At 40.3% G+C, this 18,260-nt stretch carries 14 protein-coding genes; 13 read left to right on the plus strand and 1 reads right to left on the minus strand.

Annotation, left to right across the window (positions count from 1 at the left end; all coding sequences use genetic code 11):
- Positions 1–156 precede the first annotated feature (156 nt).
- From ABIE26_RS01105 to ABIE26_RS01145, 9 genes are all read left to right on the plus strand, one after another.
- The gene (locus ABIE26_RS01105) at positions 157–411 is read left to right on the plus strand and encodes a type II toxin-antitoxin system HigB family toxin (protein WP_310141023.1); all 255 of its coding nucleotides are present in this window, start codon (positions 157–159) and stop codon (positions 409–411) included.
- Between the two features lie 9 nt (positions 412–420).
- Complete coding sequence (locus ABIE26_RS01110) at positions 421–807, plus strand: helix-turn-helix domain-containing protein (protein WP_310141021.1); 387 nt, start codon at positions 421–423, stop codon at positions 805–807.
- A gap of 155 nt (positions 808–962) precedes the next feature.
- Positions 963–1,337, plus strand: a complete 375-nt coding sequence (locus ABIE26_RS01115; RefSeq protein WP_310141020.1) for a hypothetical protein — start codon at positions 963–965, stop codon at positions 1,335–1,337.
- Positions 1,338–1,501: 164 nt separating this feature from the next.
- Positions 1,502–2,125: a hypothetical protein gene (locus tag ABIE26_RS01120; protein ID WP_354374865.1), complete on the plus strand. Its 624-nt coding sequence runs from the start codon at positions 1,502–1,504 to the stop codon at positions 2,123–2,125.
- A 308-nt stretch (positions 2,126–2,433) separates the two neighbouring features.
- Entirely contained in the window at positions 2,434–3,012 is a 579-nt protein-coding gene (locus tag ABIE26_RS01125; protein ID WP_310141015.1) for an RNA polymerase sigma factor, read from the plus strand.
- A 75-nt stretch (positions 3,013–3,087) separates the two neighbouring features.
- The gene (locus ABIE26_RS01130; RefSeq protein WP_310141013.1) at positions 3,088–4,215 is read left to right on the plus strand and encodes a FecR family protein; all 1,128 of its coding nucleotides are present in this window, start codon (positions 3,088–3,090) and stop codon (positions 4,213–4,215) included.
- A 135-nt stretch (positions 4,216–4,350) separates the two neighbouring features.
- Entirely contained in the window at positions 4,351–7,923 is a 3,573-nt protein-coding gene (locus ABIE26_RS01135; RefSeq protein ID WP_310141012.1) for a SusC/RagA family TonB-linked outer membrane protein, read from the plus strand.
- A 10-nt stretch (positions 7,924–7,933) separates the two neighbouring features.
- Positions 7,934–9,292, plus strand: a complete 1,359-nt coding sequence (locus tag ABIE26_RS01140) for a RagB/SusD family nutrient uptake outer membrane protein (protein ID WP_310141011.1) — start codon at positions 7,934–7,936, stop codon at positions 9,290–9,292.
- A gap of 19 nt (positions 9,293–9,311) precedes the next feature.
- On the plus strand, positions 9,312–10,571 hold the full coding sequence (locus ABIE26_RS01145; RefSeq protein ID WP_310141009.1) for a TlpA family protein disulfide reductase: 1,260 nt from the start codon (positions 9,312–9,314) through the stop codon (positions 10,569–10,571).
- A gap of 62 nt (positions 10,572–10,633) precedes the next feature.
- Here the strand turns inward: ABIE26_RS01145 and ABIE26_RS01150 are convergent, their stop codons facing one another.
- Positions 10,634–10,858: a hypothetical protein gene (locus tag ABIE26_RS01150; protein WP_153848719.1), complete on the minus strand. Its 225-nt coding sequence runs from the start codon at positions 10,856–10,858 to the stop codon at positions 10,634–10,636.
- 394 nt (positions 10,859–11,252) lie between these two features.
- Here ABIE26_RS01150 and ABIE26_RS01155 point away from each other — a divergent pair, with 394 nt between their 5' ends.
- The 4 genes from ABIE26_RS01155 (at position 11,253) to ABIE26_RS01170 (ending at position 18,254) form a co-directional block, all read left to right on the plus strand.
- A complete protein-coding gene (locus tag ABIE26_RS01155; protein ID WP_310141004.1) occupies positions 11,253–11,843 on the plus strand; it encodes an RNA polymerase sigma factor in 591 nt (196 codons plus the stop codon).
- A 98-nt stretch (positions 11,844–11,941) separates the two neighbouring features.
- On the plus strand, positions 11,942–13,111 hold the full coding sequence (locus ABIE26_RS01160) for a FecR family protein (protein WP_310141002.1): 1,170 nt from the start codon (positions 11,942–11,944) through the stop codon (positions 13,109–13,111).
- A gap of 273 nt (positions 13,112–13,384) precedes the next feature.
- Positions 13,385–16,888 (plus strand): SusC/RagA family TonB-linked outer membrane protein, encoded by a 3,504-nt coding sequence (locus ABIE26_RS01165; RefSeq protein ID WP_310141001.1) that lies wholly within the window; start codon positions 13,385–13,387, stop codon positions 16,886–16,888.
- 10 nt (positions 16,889–16,898) lie between these two features.
- Positions 16,899–18,254 carry a RagB/SusD family nutrient uptake outer membrane protein gene (locus tag ABIE26_RS01170; protein ID WP_310140999.1) on the plus strand — a complete coding sequence of 452 codons (1,356 nt, stop codon included), beginning with the start codon at positions 16,899–16,901 and terminating at the stop codon, positions 18,252–18,254.
- Positions 18,255–18,260: the final 6 nt, after the last annotated feature.

Raw genomic sequence — 18,260 nt, forward strand, 5'->3', positions numbered from 1 at the left:
TTGTGGATAGTAGGGTATTGACCTCATAAGTTTACCAATAGAAACGATATAGTATCGTAATTGTGTATTTCGTTTTTTTAAATTTATTTCAATAAATAAAATATCAGTACATTTGTAATGGTTATACTTATTAAAAAGACAATACAGGAATTTGCAATGAAGCATCCTATAGCGGCACCAGCTTTAAACAAATGGTATAATACTGTTAAAAGTGCTGATTGGAGCCGTTTGACAGATGTTGCCACGGATTTTAACCATGTAGACTACGTAGGTAATGACAGGTATGTATTTAACATTAAGGGAAATGACTTTAGGATAGTAGCAATGATCTTTTTCGATAAACGTACTGTCTTTATCAGGTTTGTGGGCACACATAGTGAGTATGATAAAATTGATTGTTCAACGATTTAACACCAGTATATGATAAGCAAAATAAGAACTGAAGCACAATATCATCAGATACTACAATTGATAGAATCATTTATAAAAAAAGCTACAGATAATGGTGGTTTTTGTACACTTTCTGAAGCTGAAGCGAATGAACTGGAACAATTAAGTGTGCTGGCAGAACAATACGAAGATAAGGTGTTAAAGGTGATGCCAATCCCCGTTACTATAAATGCCGTTATTCAGCATAAAATAAAGGAATTGAACATTACGCAGGCAAAGCTTGCTGATTTACTGGGAATTGGAACCTCTAAGTTATCTCAAATACTTACCGGCAAAAGAGAGCCAGATGTTCCATTTCTAAAAGCAGTTCACTCGAAACTGGGAATCAGCGGTGATTTTTTACTGGAAAGCGTATAAAATAGATATTTTATCTTTTATGGGTAATAACCGTTATATAGTTGTCAATATCTCTTTGAAAGGTCTTCCAGTTAAGATAAATGGTGTAGATTAATTTGAGTTGTGGTAAATCAAAAGATCGGCCAGCCCCTATTCCACATTTATATCAGATTAATTTGAAATTTTCAGATGTCGATGGCAATAATTTACTAAATAGTGTAACTGAAACCAATTTTTCAGAATATATTACCGTAACGAGTGAAAATGGGAAAGTAATTTCAAACTCATTCAGAATTGAGATGTTTGGGGATCAAAAATACTTGCAGATTCAATGCCACAGTATGCCTGATGAATTCCTGAAAACAATTAACGTTTCCATTAAAAATGTAAAAATAACTGGGACAGAAAATGTAAAAACAATTGTAACCAATTGGATATTTGAAAGAAACCAAGCCGCTATAGCAGGTGTATTTTTAGATGCAAAAGAAATAGTTTCATCTAAAGATCCTCAGGCAAGCAAATTTATTTATTATAATATCGAAAAAAACTAAGAATGATTATGCCGTTTAATCCCATTGCGACTCGGGTAGAGCATTTTCAGAATTGGCTATCTGATCTTATTTGTATATTTCGGCAACATTCTCCGAATTTCCCAGGCAAGAAGGGGCAGGATATTTGTGGCGGAAGTCAATAGAAAATAAGCCTAATTCTTGTGATGTATTTAAAAATCTACTCGTTGCTTTTATTTTTCGGTTTGATACCATTCCTTGATGTCAATGCACAAACAAACGGAATAACACCCCTGCATAAATTTATGCAGGTAAATGCCGATACGACGATCCTTCTTGAGCATGCAAGCGGCTGGATCGGCCCACCTCAGTATTGGATTCTGAGTAAAAAAGGCGATACCACAACTGCCTATATCTATGATTTGCCGCACAAGGCCGATGCTCTGGTTCCAAATGCTATTCGAAAAGCTATACAAAAGGCGAGTGGATTTGATCCACTCCGGAAGATAGAAGTAAATCAATTTTTCAGACCCGTTGCCATGCCTGGCAGGTTAAAAGGAAAAGCGTGGGCCATTTTGATGGCGGAAAGGCCATGGAGTATTTCGGATGATAAAGTTGATGGCCGAGGATGTCCACCCAAAAAAGACCGATCTGTAATTTTGGATGGTGGCACCACAAACCTTTATTTGATTACAAAAGGAGAAATTAAGAAGCTTTCATTTTATGCTCCCGCCTTTTACGAAGAACAGTGCCCAGGAAGAAAAGGCCGGCAAAGTATTCTGAGAATAGAGAAGTTTTTTAGTGATTTGTTTAAAGAGGAAAGTAGATAGACATAATAACTGACCATTGCTGTTTTGTACAGAATACGCATGGCCTGGTTGACCAGAACTTTTGGCGCTGTGAAATGGTCAAGAATTAAAAAGCCTACCTATATACCACGGCTGGAACTAATAGTGTTAAAGGTTGGGGGCGAATCTTCATACATGGACCTTAAAAAGTTATTGAATGACCTTCACAGTTATTTTTGCTTAAAATCTTATAAGAGAAGGTGTCGTGGATGACAGTTTCTTAAATTAAGTAATTTGATTGGTCCTTGTCCTATAAGTATATTTACGAAATATTTATTTAATATTGGGACTTGGACTCGTTAGAAAAACTTTCGGATTTAGAGTTAACCCTCCTCCTAAAGGAGGGCAATCAATCTGCATTTACTGAAATCTATGAACGTTACTGGGCTGGACTTTTTCGGCATGCTCAAAAAATGCTTCGCAATGAGGAGGAGGCCGCTGATATTGTACAAGATATTTTTGCGATGATATTAAACAAGGCAGATAGTTTAAATTTCACAGGCTCTATTTCTGGATTTTTATATGCATCAGTAAGAAATAAAACTTTAGATTTTATCCGGGGTAGCAAAGTCCGTGATAAATTTATTACGACAATGATGTCCTTAAGCGAAAAGAATCATTATCATCTAAACGAAGATTTGATTGCACAGGATCTGGCTATGCGCATTGAGGAAGGAATTGCTAAACTTCCTCCAAAAATGCGGAGAGTATTTGAGTTGAGCCGAAAAAGCGGTCTTTCACAAAGTGAAATTGCAGATAAACTGGACATTTCAGAAACGACAGTAAAAAAACAGATTGGTAGAGCGATTAAAATTTTACGAATGCGTATCCAACTTATTATAATTACTACCCTGCTACTAATTTTTTAAATTATTTTTTCCAAAAAAGTCTACCCGGGTATACTTTAAACGTCTTTACCATTATAGAACAAAAACCAAGTTCAAATGGAGAAGGAAAAAGCTGAAGAATTACTTATAAAATATTTTGAGGGAAACTGTACAGCAGAAGAAAAGTTACTGATCATGCACGGTTACAATCTGTTTGAACAGGAAAGTGCAGAGTTAGAAACAGAGCCTGATTATGATTATTGGAAATCTAGAATAAGTCAAAATTTACCAGTAAAAAGAAACTTTAGCTTATGGCCACGTATTGCTGCGGCGGTGGCTGTAGCAGCATTCATTTTTGGTGCTGGCCTTTTTTACTTCTCAAAAGAGAACAATTTAACAGAACAAAGTAATGCCTCCGCTCAGGATATTGCCCCCGGTAAAGCTGGTGCAACCTTAACACTTGCAAATGGCCAGAAAATTAGTTTAACCGATGTAGCAAATGGTGAAATAGCTACAGAAGAGGGAGTAGTTGTTACAAAAACAGCAGATGGAAAACTTGTATACGAGATTAACGCCGACCTGGCAAAAGGAGGCTCTCCCCAAGTGAGCAATTCTGCAAACACCCTCTCTACAGCAGTTGGCGAAACTTACATGTTAACATTACCGGATAAATCAAGGGTCTGGTTAAATGCAGCTTCCAGTCTGACTTATTCTGCAGACCTGCTGGATCATGGAGTCCGAAAGATCAAGCTTAAAGGGGAGGCATATTTCGAAATTTATAAGGACAAGTTACATCCTTTTGTTGTGAGTACTTCGGGTCAGGAAATTGAAGTTTTAGGAACACATTTCAACGTCAATAGTTATGCTGATGAACCTGTGACTACCACGACCTTGCTTGAGGGAAGTGTGAAAATAATTAAAGGTAGTGAAGCCCATATACTCAAACCAAACCAGCAGTCTCTGCTTAGTGCTACCAATTTTAACATTAAAAATGTAAATACTGAGCAAGCAGTGGCCTGGAAAAACGGATATTTTAAGTTTAAGGATGAAAAGATAGAAAATATTATGCGACAGATTGCCCGATGGTATAATATTGAGGTGGTGTTTAGTGGAGAAATTCCGCAAGAAAGTATAGCCGGAAGGGTTTCACGGTCAAAAAATATTAGTCAGGTATTGAAAGCTCTTGAAGCCACCAAGTTAGTTCACTTTAAAGTTGAGGGAAGGAAGGTGATTGTGAGCAAATAGCAGGAATTAAATTAACCAGATTCCGAAGGGGTCGGAATCTGGTACGTTTGGCTTTGCCAATAATAAATTATCAACTGAATCGCAGTCGCCCGAGCCTTGGACAGTTAAGGCTTCTGCATCACCAAACCAATGCGAATGTATAAAATAAATACCAACAAAATTGGTATACACAATGGCGTATACCTAAAAATACTGCTAATTATGCGCTTAACCACCGTTATATTAATAGCATCTCTTATGCAGGTTAGTGCAGCTAGCCTTGCCCAGAAAATTTCCCTGTCAGAGAAAAATGCACCGCTAGAAAGAGTCTTCGATAAGATTTATGTTCAAACAGGCTTCGATTTTGTAATCCATGCTTCGTTACTCCGTAATGCTAAACCAATAAATATCAAGGTAGAAAGCATGGAGCTTAAAGAAGTGCTGGATAAAATTTTCATAGATCAGGGGCTTGATTTCGAAATTCAGGAGAAGATGGTGGTTGTGCGGAAGAAAGTGCCCTCGTTTATTGATAAAACCAAAGATGCCATTCTTAATTTATTCCAGAACATAGATGTGAGGGGGAAAGTATTGGACGAAAATGGTTTGCCGTTACCAGGGGCAACGATTAAAGTTAAAGGAACGAATCAGCGAGGAGTAGCCAATGCTACAGGCGAGTTTTATTTGCAGAATGTAGACGAGAAAGCTGTACTGATCATTAGTTTCATGGGGTATCAGAATAGGGAGATACTTGCAGCAAAGGAGATCGGAGCGATTAAGCTGGTTTTAAGTACCGATAAGCTGGAAGAGGTGGAGGTGGTGTCGACAGGATATCAAAAGATTCCGAAAGAAAGGGCAACGGGGAGTTTTGAGTTTGTGGATAATAAACTGCTTAATCGCAAGGTGTCAACAGATTTTATAAGCAGGCTGGAGGATGTGGTGCCCAGTATAGCAATCTTCGATAAGGGGCAACGGGAGACGAAGGGGTTTCTGATGCGGATGAATGTCAGAGGGCAAAGTTCGCTGACAGCTGCAAGCCCGCTGATAGTCGTGGATGGTGTACCCTATGAAAGTAAACTTGCTGATTATGGGCTTGGTGAATTCAATAATATCAACCCAAATGATATTGAGAATATTTCAGTTTTAAAGGATGCTTCGGCAGCATCAATATGGGGAGCTCAATCGGGTAATGGTGTCATAGTCATTACAACCAAAAAGGGGAAATTTAATGCTCGGCCTAAGATCGCATTCAATTCAAATATAAGTATTAAGAACAAGCCTGATCTTTTTTACTATCCCCAGATGACAACAAAGGACTATATTGATCTGACACAACTCTTATTTGATAAGGGGCGATATGATTCGTACTTTAATGACTTGTATTATAACCCGATAGATATTGTCTGGTCAATGAAAGATCAACGTGATGGGAATATTTCCAAGGGTGAATTAGAAGCGCTAAAGGATAAGCTTGGCCGTCAGGACCAAAGAAATGATTTTTTAAAATATATCTACCGTAAAGCGATAAACCGACAGGTAAATGTGCAGATCTCAGGTGGTGGAGACAAAGCAAATACATTGTTCTCCATAGGCTATGACGGTAACAACAACGAACTTGTCACTTCTTCTTACAATCGGGTGGTATTGAGATCGGCATCTCAGTTTAAGCCCGTAAAAAATCTCCTGCTAGATGTATCGATGACCTATACCCGGTCAAAATCAGTGGATAGTTGGGATTTTGTTGGCTATAACATCTTGGGGAAAGGTGTTGAAAACCCGCCTTACCTGCGTTTGGCCGATCAACAGGGTATCCCGCTAAGTTATGATATTTCAGGTTTTAACCGTATTTATCGTGATACATTGGCCAATGGAAGGTTGCAAAGCTTTAACTATTCGCCGCTAAATGAAATCAATGAGTCAAAAGTAACCCAAAAACTTCATGAAATTCTGGCTAATTTTTCGGCTTCTTATTCCCTGAACTTTGGTCTGAAGCTCCATGCCCTATATTCTTATCAAAATACCCAAAATCCAATAGAATCCTGGCGTGGCCTCGGATCTTATTATCTCCGTTCTATGATCAACGATTATGCGTCATGGGATGATAAGCAGGTCACATGGAATCTGCCTGTAGGTGAACAGTTAATTACAAATAACTGGAACAGTTATATCCATCACGGTAGATTAAATATGGAGTACAATAAAATATGGAATCTGAAAAACGAGATAAATCTTCTGGCGGGCTATGATGTCCGGCAATTGCAAAAGAACCTTTTGGTGTCTCAGTACTATGGCTACGATAGGGAGACAGGAACATTTAAATCGACCGCTTTTGGAAAGGAAGTACCATACCTCAACGGAATGTTTGGTACATATGCTTTACCTGACGATGGCCGAATAGAAGCACTCACGAATAGGTACTTATCGTATTATGCCAACGGTTCTTACAGCTACGATCAAAAGTATATCGTAAGCGCTAGTTTCCGAAAGGATGCCTCAAATCTGTTTGGTGTCAAGGCCAATGATCGGGGACAGCCTTTTTGGTCTACAGGACTAGCTTGGCTTATTTCTAAAGAGGACTTCCTGAGCAGTCGCTGGATTGACATGCTTAAAATTAGGACGACATATGGTTATAATGGTAACGTCAACAATTCTGTCGCAGCCTATCCCATTATCAGTGTTCAATCGGCGGTAAACAGTATCACGGGACAGAACTATGCAATAATGAGTACACCGCCCAATCCTAAACTACGATGGGAACGAATTGCTAATCTCAACTTCGGCGTTGACTTTGGCTTATTTAAACATCGTCTGAATGGTAGTGTCGAATATTATCAAAAGTGGGGAAAAGATCTAATTTCGGTTGCACCAGTGGACCCGACGCTAGGATACAGTACACTTACAGTGAACTATGCAAATACCAAAACTACGGGTTGGGATATTTCACTACAGGCAAAATCCGTAGAGTCAAAAGATTGGGGCTGGCAGCATAATCTGGTTTTTTCTTATAACAAAAGCTTGGTGACCAAAGCTTATACCAGTCCGTCAAACCCTTCATACCTGTATATGGCTGGAAATAATTCGAGTCCAATGACTCCTGTGGAGGGCGCCGACCTATATGCGCTACTGAGCTATAGTTGGGCTGGACTGGATCCGGAAGATGGTAGCCCGAGGGCCTATCTTAATGGCGAAATCAGCAAGGATTACCTGGCAATCAGAAATAGCAAATTGGATCAGTTACAGAACAATGGGTCGACAAGGCCGCTCTATTTTGGTTCACTGCAGAATACTGTCAGATTTAAAAATGTTGAACTTTCTTTCAATATTGCTTTCCAACTGGGGCACAAATTTTTGCGTTCATCATTCAGTAATAGTTATTTTATCGACCGATACATTGGCCATTCGGATTATGCGCTCCGTTGGCAAAAGCCCGGAGATGAGCTGACGACCAATGTACCAGCTTTTACCTATCCCAATAGTTCGCTTGCAAGTGAGATTTATATGCAATCCTCAACACTGGTAGAAAATGCTGGACAAATCAAGTTGCGCGACATCCAATGTAGTGTCCAGATCCCTTACTTAAGTCGCTTTGGACTGAAAGATTGCCGTCTTTACGGCTATTTTCAAAATATAGGAACATTATGGCGCGCAAATAAAAAAGGTATTGATCCTGAATTTGGAAATTCTTATCCTGATCCGTTGATGTGTTCACTAGGGATCAATTTTAACTTATAATTTGAAGAATATGAAACTATATTATCATTATTTCATTGTATGGGTAGTATTACTAACAGGATGTAATTCATTTTTGGATAAAAAATCCGATATCCATATGACTATACCCAAGTCCTTGGAGGATGCAAAGCTGTTGTTAAACGATTATACCAATTTGACAGGAGGGTTTCCTATATACGGGGAACTGGGCACGGATGACTATTATGTAACTGATGCGACCTGGAATGCAGCATCTTCATTGGATCAGCGCAATGCCTATATTTGGGCCGATGAACCTTACACGGATGCTATTCAGTGGCAAAGACCATATAAAGCTGTTTATGTTGCAAACCAAGTATTGGACATTTTAAAACGGCTTAATGCCGCTGATAATATGGAGGAGTATGCTCGTTGTAAAGGAGCCGCTCATTTTATACGCGCGTATTCATTTCATATATTGACAGAATTGCATTGTCCGGCTTATACAATAAATACAGCACCTAATGACTTTGGAATCCCTTTACGCCTGGATCCCGGAATAGACGGTAAGTCAAACCGTGCTAATCTGAAAGATACGTACGATCAGATTATCTCCGATTTTAAATCAGCGGCTTCCTATCTCCCTATTGTAGAAAGCGTGAAAGGCAGGCCTTTTAAAGCATCGGCCTATGCGGGACTTGCCAGAGCTTATTTAGATATGGGAGATTACGACAATGCATATTTATACGCAGACTCTTGTCTGCGGTTGAGACCTGAGTTGATCGATTTTAATAGTCTTAAGGCAACAGATGCTTTACCAATTCCAAAGTTTAATATTGAAGTTTTGTATTCAGCATTATCGACAACTTTAGGGATCATGGGAGCCAATTTTGCCTTGATGGACAAAGAATTATATAACAGCTATCATACAAATGACCTGCGCAAAGGCATCTTTTTTAAGGCTACTAACAATCCCCCAAATTCCTTTTTATTCAAAGGTAGTTATGATAAATCTTCAGCCAATATTTTTATGGGGCTTACCACCAGTGAGGTTTATTTGATCAAAGCAGAAGCAGCCTGTCGTATTGGAAATATGAGGGAGGCTTTAGCCTGTACAAATAAGTTGCTCAAAAACCGTTGGAACAAGAATACATCTTATGAGGAAATTGCTGAGAATGATCCTAATAAGTTATTGTCACTTATAGTCAACGAGCGCAGGAAAGAATTACTTTTTAGAGGACGTCGTTGGGCAGACCTCAAAAGGCTCAATTTAGACCCTCGCTTTCAGAAAACATTAGTAAGAACACTCGGGGAGAAGAGTTACTCTCTAGCGCCCAATAGTCCTAAATATGCTTACATGTTATCAGAAACGGTGATAAACTTGGCAGGTCTTTCTCAAAATAAAAGATGAGAATATAAAAACAAAACACATGAAAAATAGACTATTATACATATACATAATTGCGCTGATATGCAGTGTACTTGTAGCGAAAGCTCAGCCAAATTATAAAATAGATCTTAAAAAAAGGTTATTGGTAGGGGATACTTTCATAGCACCAGATAACGTGTCGTTAATACGTGGTAACCTCAAGAAAATAGATTGGAAAAAGATGAAAAAAAAAGTTGTCCTATTAGACTTTTTCGATACCTATTGTGCTTCATGCATACAATTGATGCCGCATTTGCAGGATATACAAAATACCTATGGTGATAAAATCCAAATAATTACCGTTACCTGGCAAGATAGGGAAACGATGGAGAAGTTCTTTGCTCAAAATAAGTATTTGATCGATCATAAAGTAAATTTGCCCGTAATTTATGACGACACCTATTTAAAAGATCTATTTCCACATCAGTCTGTGCCACATGAAGTACTTATCTATCAAGGTCGTGTGCAAGCTATAACGGGCCCAAATTATATCACTGCGGAAAATTTGCTTAAGTTACATAGAGAAAAGCAGATCAATCTCCCCTTAAGAGACGAGTATGGAAAGGCTGACCTAAAAGGCCAGATGCAAAGTGCATCAACAAATTTTAAAGCAGGTACGTTAATTTCCGGCTTTCAAGAGGGAATACCTTATCAATCATGGAGAATGGAATCAGACTCGACAACTGGACTTTACAAAAGTTCAGTTTATAATACATCTATCTATAGTGCATTGCTTGGACTGGCAGCGAAAGCTAAATTGAAAAAGAAAATGTACGTGCCACGAATGGATCGAGTGATCTGGCAGGTGAAAGACTCTTCGAAGTTTTATGATTTCGAACAATCCGACCCGTTTTGGGAGACTAAAAATAGCATTTGCTATGAACGATATGATCATGTAACCCGACCAGATTCAGTACTCGCACATATTATACTAGAAGACTTTAAAAGCTTCTACGGTGTAACCATAAAACCTGATGTGCGTAAAATCAAGGTTTTACGCCTAGTTCCAACTAAGGCCCAAACGGAAAACAACCCAGAACCTACTGATGCGGTTACCTATAGAGGGACAGCGGTATTTGCTGGCTTTACGGATATGAGCATGCAATTTCCACCGATACTGGACGAGGTAAATAGCGATGTTAAATTAAGAATTGCGCCATACAATAGTCTGGAAGAATTGAATAAGCAACTTGTCCGTTATGGGATTAAGGCTGAATATGGCTTAAGTGAAATGGATGTTTTGGTTATCGAAGAGTACTAAAAAAGGATAGGATATGGCGCATAGCCATATCCTTTTCCTCATGGATATACTTAATTCAACAACTATCTTGCTTTAAGTCGAACATTTGCCGTATTATTTTGCGAATCTAAAGCTTGCACCATTTCAGATAAGATAGCATTATCCAAATCTGGATGATTTGAACCATCATCATTAGCTTGAATGGCACACAATCGTTGAGTAGGGGTAGAACAGCTTGGTGTTCCACTCACCAGAGTATAATCATTTGCATTGGCAGGGTTTGACCCTGTGAAGCTATACCAACTCATAATTGTAAGGTTTAAAATGTTAATAATTTAAGTTAATGATCAGTACGCTGCAGCCATACCGGCCCCCATAATAGCTACCATCATTGATAACTAACAGTCTGGCGGGGTGCCCCTTTTGCCAGACCGTTTTTTTACCCTTGAACTTTTGTCTCCCCAAGTTTACCATGTGAATAGGTGTATTAAGCAATTGACTGAAGTAACTGACATTCCTATGCAGGTAAGCCGCCAGATCTTTATTCTGTATGAGGTTATAGGACTTGACATATCGACTATAGTAAATGATATAGATGATCTGTTTGCCTTCTGTGCCATGTTCTTTTAATAATTTGGCAGCTCTTATAACGGTTATACTTCAAAATTATCTATAATTGCGAATATTTCATGATTTCAGGTAATGGGGAAATATAAAGGGCTTACAGAAAGAGAACTGATTATTTTGCTTCAGCAAGGTGACCAGGGCGCATTACGCCCATTGTATGAAAGCCATCTAAAACCATTGCATTATTTCATTCTGCGTATTGCTAAATCTAAGGAACTGGCTGAAGATGTGGTACAGGATGTATTTGTTAAATTGTGGGATAACCGTGGGCAGATCGATCCTGATCAACCCTTTAAGACTTTTTTGTATACCATTGCAAAGCGTCATTTACTGAATATGCTGAAAAGGGTACAGCATGAGACGCTGATACTGGACCAGATCAAAAAATATACTCCTTTCTCTGAAGATACCACTGATCTTCAGTTGGACTATACTGAGAGTAATGAATTGCTGAAAGAAGCAATAGAGAAATTGCCACCTCAGTGTAAGGCGGTTTTCACCAAATGTAAAATCCAGGGAATGTCTTATAAGCATGCAGCCCAGGAGCTAGGAATCGCTGAAGGTACTGTACATGCACAGATGGTTAAAGCTTTAAGATTGATAAAGGAGTACATTACCTTTAAAAATGCGATCCTGTTATTGCTCGCTTATCTTAAAAATTATTAGTCTTTAAATCAGTGAGTTAATAATTAGTTCACATTTTTTTAATACCTGGAATATACCGGGTGCTGCTGCCAGTTGTATAAGTTACAAAATGGCGAAAATTGGATAGGCAAATCATAACCCTCTTTCAGAAATACATCAATGAGCAGTGCACCCAAGGGGAGCTTGAAGAAGTATTTGCGATATTAAAAAATGGTCTGTATCCATTGGAATGGCAAAAGGTGATTGATGATGAGGCGGAAGATGTACTGAGTTCTGGTAAAGAAAGCAAACTCTCAGTACAAGAGGTAAATGACATCTATGCCGGCATAGCAGCAAGGTTGAAATCGGGAAAACAGATTCAGAAATTATGGCCACGTATAGTGGCGGTTGCTGCAGCAGTAGCATTGATTGTTTCAGGTGTTTATTTCTTTAATTATAGGAATGATCAAACAGATGCTGGTCTGAGCAGCGCTTCGATTCATGACGCGAAGCCAGGAAAAGTTGGGGCTACGCTTACACTAGCTGATGGTAAAAAGATCCGTTTGGATGATGTGGCTAATGGAGAGCTGGCTAGTGAGGCGGGTGTTTCGATCAGCAAATCTGCGGATGGCCAGCTGGTTTATGAAATAAAAGCGGGAAAGGCTGATCCTGCCAGGATCAATACCTTATCTACAGCTAAAGGGGAAACTTATAAAGTGCGTTTGCCAGACGGCTCTTTGGTTTATTTAAACGCTGCTTCGAGTTTGACCTATGCTGCTTCTTTAAATGAGCGTGGGAAGCGCATAGTCAAACTAAGCGGTGAAGGTTATTTTGAAATTGCTAAGGATAAAGTGCATCCATTTGTAGTGAAAACTGCTGGACAAGAGGTGGAAGTGCTGGGTACGCATTTTAATGTGAATGCTTATTCGGATGAGGTGGCAGTTAAAACTACTCTGCTGGAAGGAGCTGTTCAGGTGAGTTCTGGTACGGTACGGCAGGTATTGAAACCAGGCTTTCAGGCGGTTAATGATGGCCGTTCAATAAGGACTGCAAAAGTCAATACAGAGGATGTGGTAGATTGGAAAGAAGGGGATTTTTACTTTGAAAATGTGGATTTCCGATCGGTCATGAGAAAGATTAGCCGCTGGTATGATGTGGAACTGGTTTACGATAGTTCGGTGCCTAATACGATAAAGTCCAATGGAGTGATTTCCCGTAACAATGATTTATCGGCGGTATTAAAATTAATTGAACGGTCCGGGCAGGTGCACTTCAGGATTGAAGGAAAGAAGGTATTCATAACTAAGTAACGTTCATCAATTTATTACAGCAATTAATAGAATTATACCAAAAGCGAGCGCATGAACAAACTATTACGACAGAAAAATTAAAGACCAAGCAAACCAGAAGTGATTACACCCCTGGTTTGTGTTTGGAACAATTTATTAAACAACAAAGTGTCAACCGCAGTACGCCATAGTTTTCGAAGACAGGAGGCGCCTGCATAGAACCAAACTGAACAAATGTACGATAAAATATCACCATTTGGTAGGCTTCGGCTGTACCATAAAATTATGCTAATTATGCGATTAACTACCGTTATATTGATAGCATCCCTCATTCAGGTGAGTGCAGCGAGCTTCGGGCAGCGCATTACGATGAATAAATCCAATGCTTCTATATTTTCTGTGTTAAAGGAGATCAGGAAACAAAGCGGGTATGATTTCTATTATGATGCGAATACGATTTCCCAGAATCAGAAAGTGAGTGTTGTGGTATCCAATGCTACGATTGAAGAGACCTTAAAAAATACTTTGAATGGCCTGGATCTGGTTTTTCAGATTGAGGGGAGGAGTGTTTCTATAAAGAAGAAAGAGGAACCTGCCTTTCTTGACCGTCTGGCTAAGCGCTGGGCTGATATTGATATCAGCGGTACTGTCGTATCTTCTGTTGACGGTAAGCCGATCCAAGGTGTTTCCATCCGTGTCGAAGGTGAAAAGGGTAGGACCTCGTCTAATAAGGACGGTTCGTTTTCATTGCCAGTCTCAAATGCTAAAGGTACTGTCTCTTTCTCCCATGTGGGATTCAAGCGATTGGAAGTGCCGTATACCGCCGGAGTATTATTGACTGTAAAACTGATACCGCTGGAGAATCAATTGGAAGAGGTGGCGGTTGTAAATACTGGTTTTCAGAAAATACCCAAAGAGCGGGCTGCCGGTTCTTTTGAGCTCATCGACAGTAAACTGCTAAACAAGCGTATGGGGGCGACCATTTTGGATCGTCTGGAAAATGCGAGCGTAAGCACCCGTTTTGAAAAAGACTATCAATGGGGAGATCAGAGCCAATATGCGGATTTACCCCAGTTCAATTTTGAAAATAGGGGGCGTACAGCGATGGTTGGTAATACATCCAGGACTATTGTCTTGGATAATGTATTGTTTGAAGGTGACCTGCGGGATATCAATCCCAATGATATTGAGTCCGTATCGGTGCTGAAAGATGCGGTTGCTACTTCCATATGGGGGACCAATGGTGGCGGTGGTGTCATTGTACTTACCTCGAAAAAGGGGAATTTTAATAGCCCCTTTAGACTTTCTATCGCCAGCAATTTGACGGTTCAGGAGCGACCAGATATCTATGCCCTCCCATTTATGAAAAGTACAGATTTCATAGATTATGAGACCTATCTGTTTAACAACAGTTATTTTAATAGCAAACTGAATAATAAAACGAGCTTTCCGACGCTCACTCCAGTAGTCGAAATCCTGAATAAAATTAAGAAAGGTGAGATGACAGCAGCGGATGGAAATAGATTGATAGATGAATACCGTACTTATGACATCAGGGATGATTATTACAAATATGTGTACAGGCCATCCATCATGCAACAGTATGCACTGAATTTATCGGGTGGGAATTCTAGGATAGCCTACAATGTATCTGCTGGACTGGACGATAATAAAAACTCGAAATACTATTCGGAAAATAACCGTAAGACACTCCGCGTTTCCGTTAAGTCCAATCCAATCAAAAATTTAAACCTGAATACGGATATTAATTATACGCATGTAGGGGCGCGGGACTATAGTATGAACCAGGAGGTTAGCTACCAAAACTCTACCATAGGACAGGAATGGCCTTATCTCAGATTGACGGATGGTCAGGGTAATTTCATTACATCGGATGCGGTACCTTATCGGAAGATATACCGCGATACAGCAGGGAATGGCAAGCTGCTGGACTGGAGCTACAACCCGCTAAAAGAACGGAAGGATAATTTTAATAAATATAGAACTGGCGACCTGATGATTAATCTGAATGTATCTTACAAGATACTTCCTAAGCTAAGTATCCAGGGTATTTATGCATATCAGACGGTATCATCAGCGGTAGATGACTGGGTAGGGCAAGGATCTTTTAGTGCGCGCAACCGGATTAATCTGTATACGCAGTACAATGATAAAGTGGTGCTCAGGACTCCGGTTCCGATCGGGGGGATATTGTCCAAAGGGAATCGATATTCTAATGCACATACAGGTAGGTTACAGCTGGATTATAGTACTGATCTAAACAGCAGCAATAGTAAGCTGGATATATTGGCTGGGGCTGAGGTCAGGCAAAAGAACTATCAATCGGATGACAGGCTGATCTATGGCTATGATGCGAATACCCTGTCTTTTGTATCCATGGATTTTATATCTTTATTTCCGACTTTCAATCGCAAAACTGGAGGATCACGTATTCAGGAAGGGATTATTTTAGAGCAGCTGACCAACCGTTATCTTTCCGCTTTTGCAAACGCGAACTATACGTTTAAAGAGCGGTATATATTGAATGCTAGTGTCAGGCAGGATGCTTCCAATTTACTGGGGGTCAAATCTAACCAAAAATGGCAACCGCTATGGTCTGCCGGAATGGCCTGGATATTATCCAAAGAATCTTTTTTAAAGCATTGGCAGATTGATCTGCTCAAGCTGCGGGCAACTTATGGCTTTTCGGGAAGGGTGAATGGCAACTATGCCGCGCTGCCGATCATTGAATATCGTGGCAATGACCTATTGACTGGATTGAGATATGCCAATATTGCTACGCCCGCCAATCCTTCGCTCAGGTGGGAGCGGAGCCAGACTATAAATCTTGGGGTCGACTTCGGTGTGTTTAACAACAAGCTCTCGGGGTCTTTTGAATGGTATGTCAGGAATGTTAAAGACCTGCTGGCCAATATGCAACTCGATCCGACAACCGGATATGATAATATGATCATGAATGGTGGGCAGTTCCGTTCAAAAGGATTTGAACTAACACTGAATACTATGAATGTCAGGACCAACAGCTTTTCTTGGTTATCGACCATGATGCTGAGTAAAAACAGGACCAAGGTGGTCAAATACGCTTATAAACTGCCTACTGCGGATTCTTATGTCTACAACTCGGGGTCTGCGGGCTCATTTCTCCTGGAAGGACATGACGAAGCTGCCGTACTGGCCTTTCCTTTTGCAGGTCTGGATCCGAATACGGGTGATCCGCAGGGTTACTTAAACGGCGAGCTGTCAAGAGATTATCTATCAATATTATATGGTGGTACGGAAAATCTGGTTGATCTAGGGCCGGGCAGACCTACTTACTATGGTAATATCGCTAATGAATTTGTGGTAGGAAAGTTTTCGATGCGCTTCAATATACAGGGACGGTTCGGCTTTAAATTTTTCAGGAGCACATTCTCCCAGATCGGTGCAGCAGATTCGCGGATAGGACACCCTGACTACGCGCTAAGGTGGCGGAATCCAGGTGATGAGTCTGGGACAGCTATACCGTCACTTAAATATCCAATGGATTCCTTTAGGGATAGCTTCTTTCAGAAGTCAGATGCGCTGGTCATCAAGGGGGATCACATCAGGTTGCAGGATATCTTTGTGTCCTATGACCTGGGTAAATGGAAGGGGATCCGGTCACTTTCCGTCAACGCCTTTTTGAAGAATATGAATACCATACTATGGCGGGCCAATAAATATGGAATAGATCCAGAATATCGGGATGCTATTCCGCTGCCTTTCTCCGCTTCGTTTGGTATCAATGTTGGATTTTAAATTGTTAAAGATGAACTTAAAAATATGTGTACCAGTAATAATGGGGATACTGTTTGTATCCTGTTCCAAATTTTTGGATCTAAAGCCCGATGCTAAAATGCGGGTGCCTACGAGTTTGGAAGATGCCGAAGCTTTATTGAATGATCGCGCCAGTATGAATTCTGCTTATTCGCCGATTGCTGAAGCTGCAGCCGACAACTATTACCTTGAAAAGGCAAATTTTGATGCTTTTACGAATCTAGCGGAAAAGAACATATACATCTGGGAAGCAAAGCTCGACGTCAACTATACCAACTGGCAGGCAAGCTACAAGGTGGTGGCAATAGCTAATCAGGTGATCGATATCCTATCAGGATTAAATCGGAGCGATAATCCCACTAAGTATGACCTGATCAAAGGGCAGGCACTATTTTTTAAAGCCTTTGCTTATCAGCAGATCGCAGATGCCTTTACACTTCCGTATGACGACAGTACAGCAGCGTCACTGCTGGGTATTGTATTGCGTAATTCGCCCAATGTGGATGAAATATCATACCGCACTGACCTCGAAAGTTCATATGCCGAGATCAAAAATCTATTGCTGCAGGCGATAGACCTTCTTCCGGCTCAGGCGGCAGTCAAGACACTGCCGTCCAAGGCTGCTGCATATGCGTTATTGGCCCGGGTAGCATTGATCATGCAGGATTGGCCCTTGGCACAGAACGCTGCCCAAGAATGCTTGGCAATCAACAGTGAACTGATTGATTTTAATCAGCTGAACAGCACTTCACTGACACCTTTTGAGTTGTTCAATAAAGAGGTGTTGTTCCATGCCGTCACTGGGGCGAATGTCACATTATCGCCGGGTACTTGTTTTGTAGATACTGTTTTGTACAGCTCCTATGACGATAATGACCTGCGAAAGGTGATTTATTTTTCAAAGGGAAGCCCGGGAAAGGCGGTATTCAAAGGAAAGTTTGATGGTGCTCAAAATTCGTTTTCTTTTTGTGGACTGACCATGGATGAGGTGTACCTCATCCATGCAGAGGCAGCAGGAAGGACCGGCCAATTGGACTTGGGATTGCAGACCCTCAATACCCTATTGCGTAAGCGCTGGCTAAGGGATAGTTATGCTGATATAAAGTACGAAGGAGCTGTGAAATCCATGCAGAAGATTTTAGATGAACGTCGCAAATCACTGATCTTGAGAAATACGAGGTGGATGGATATCAAACGCCTCAGCACCGAAAAAGAATATGCTGTCGAGCTGAAAAGAAAATTGGGAGATCAGACCTACATACTACCCACTGGCGATCTTCGGTTTGCATTTTTGATTCCAATTCGGGTAGTCAACCTAACGAACACTATTCAACAAAATCCAAGATAATAACAT

Origin of the sequence: Pedobacter africanus (assembly GCF_040548825.1) — a bacterium.
GTDB classification, from domain to species: Bacteria; Bacteroidota; Bacteroidia; order Sphingobacteriales; family Sphingobacteriaceae; genus Pedobacter; species Pedobacter africanus_A.

Excerpts from the sequence above, each read along its gene's own strand:
- ABIE26_RS01110 (WP_310141021.1), top strand. The coding sequence starts at position 421 with ATGATAAGCAAAATAAGAACTGAAGCACAATATCATCAGATACTACAA.
- ABIE26_RS01165 (WP_310141001.1), top strand. The coding sequence starts at position 13,385 with ATGCGATTAACTACCGTTATATTGATAGCATCCCTCATTCAGGTGAGT.
- ABIE26_RS01150 (WP_153848719.1), bottom strand. The coding sequence starts at position 10,858 with ATGAGTTGGTATAGCTTCACAGGGTCAAACCCTGCCAATGCAAATGAT.
- ABIE26_RS01170 (WP_310140999.1), top strand. The coding sequence starts at position 16,899 with ATGAACTTAAAAATATGTGTACCAGTAATAATGGGGATACTGTTTGTA.
- ABIE26_RS01120 (WP_354374865.1), top strand. The coding sequence starts at position 1,502 with ATGTATTTAAAAATCTACTCGTTGCTTTTATTTTTCGGTTTGATACCA.
- ABIE26_RS01105 (WP_310141023.1), top strand. The coding sequence starts at position 157 with ATGAAGCATCCTATAGCGGCACCAGCTTTAAACAAATGGTATAATACT.
- ABIE26_RS01140 (WP_310141011.1), top strand. The coding sequence starts at position 7,934 with ATGAAACTATATTATCATTATTTCATTGTATGGGTAGTATTACTAACA.
- ABIE26_RS01135 (WP_310141012.1), top strand. The coding sequence starts at position 4,351 with ATGTATAAAATAAATACCAACAAAATTGGTATACACAATGGCGTATAC.
- ABIE26_RS01155 (WP_310141004.1), top strand. The coding sequence starts at position 11,253 with ATGGGGAAATATAAAGGGCTTACAGAAAGAGAACTGATTATTTTGCTT.
- ABIE26_RS01130 (WP_310141013.1), top strand. The coding sequence starts at position 3,088 with ATGGAGAAGGAAAAAGCTGAAGAATTACTTATAAAATATTTTGAGGGA.
- ABIE26_RS01145 (WP_310141009.1), top strand. The coding sequence starts at position 9,312 with ATGAAAAATAGACTATTATACATATACATAATTGCGCTGATATGCAGT.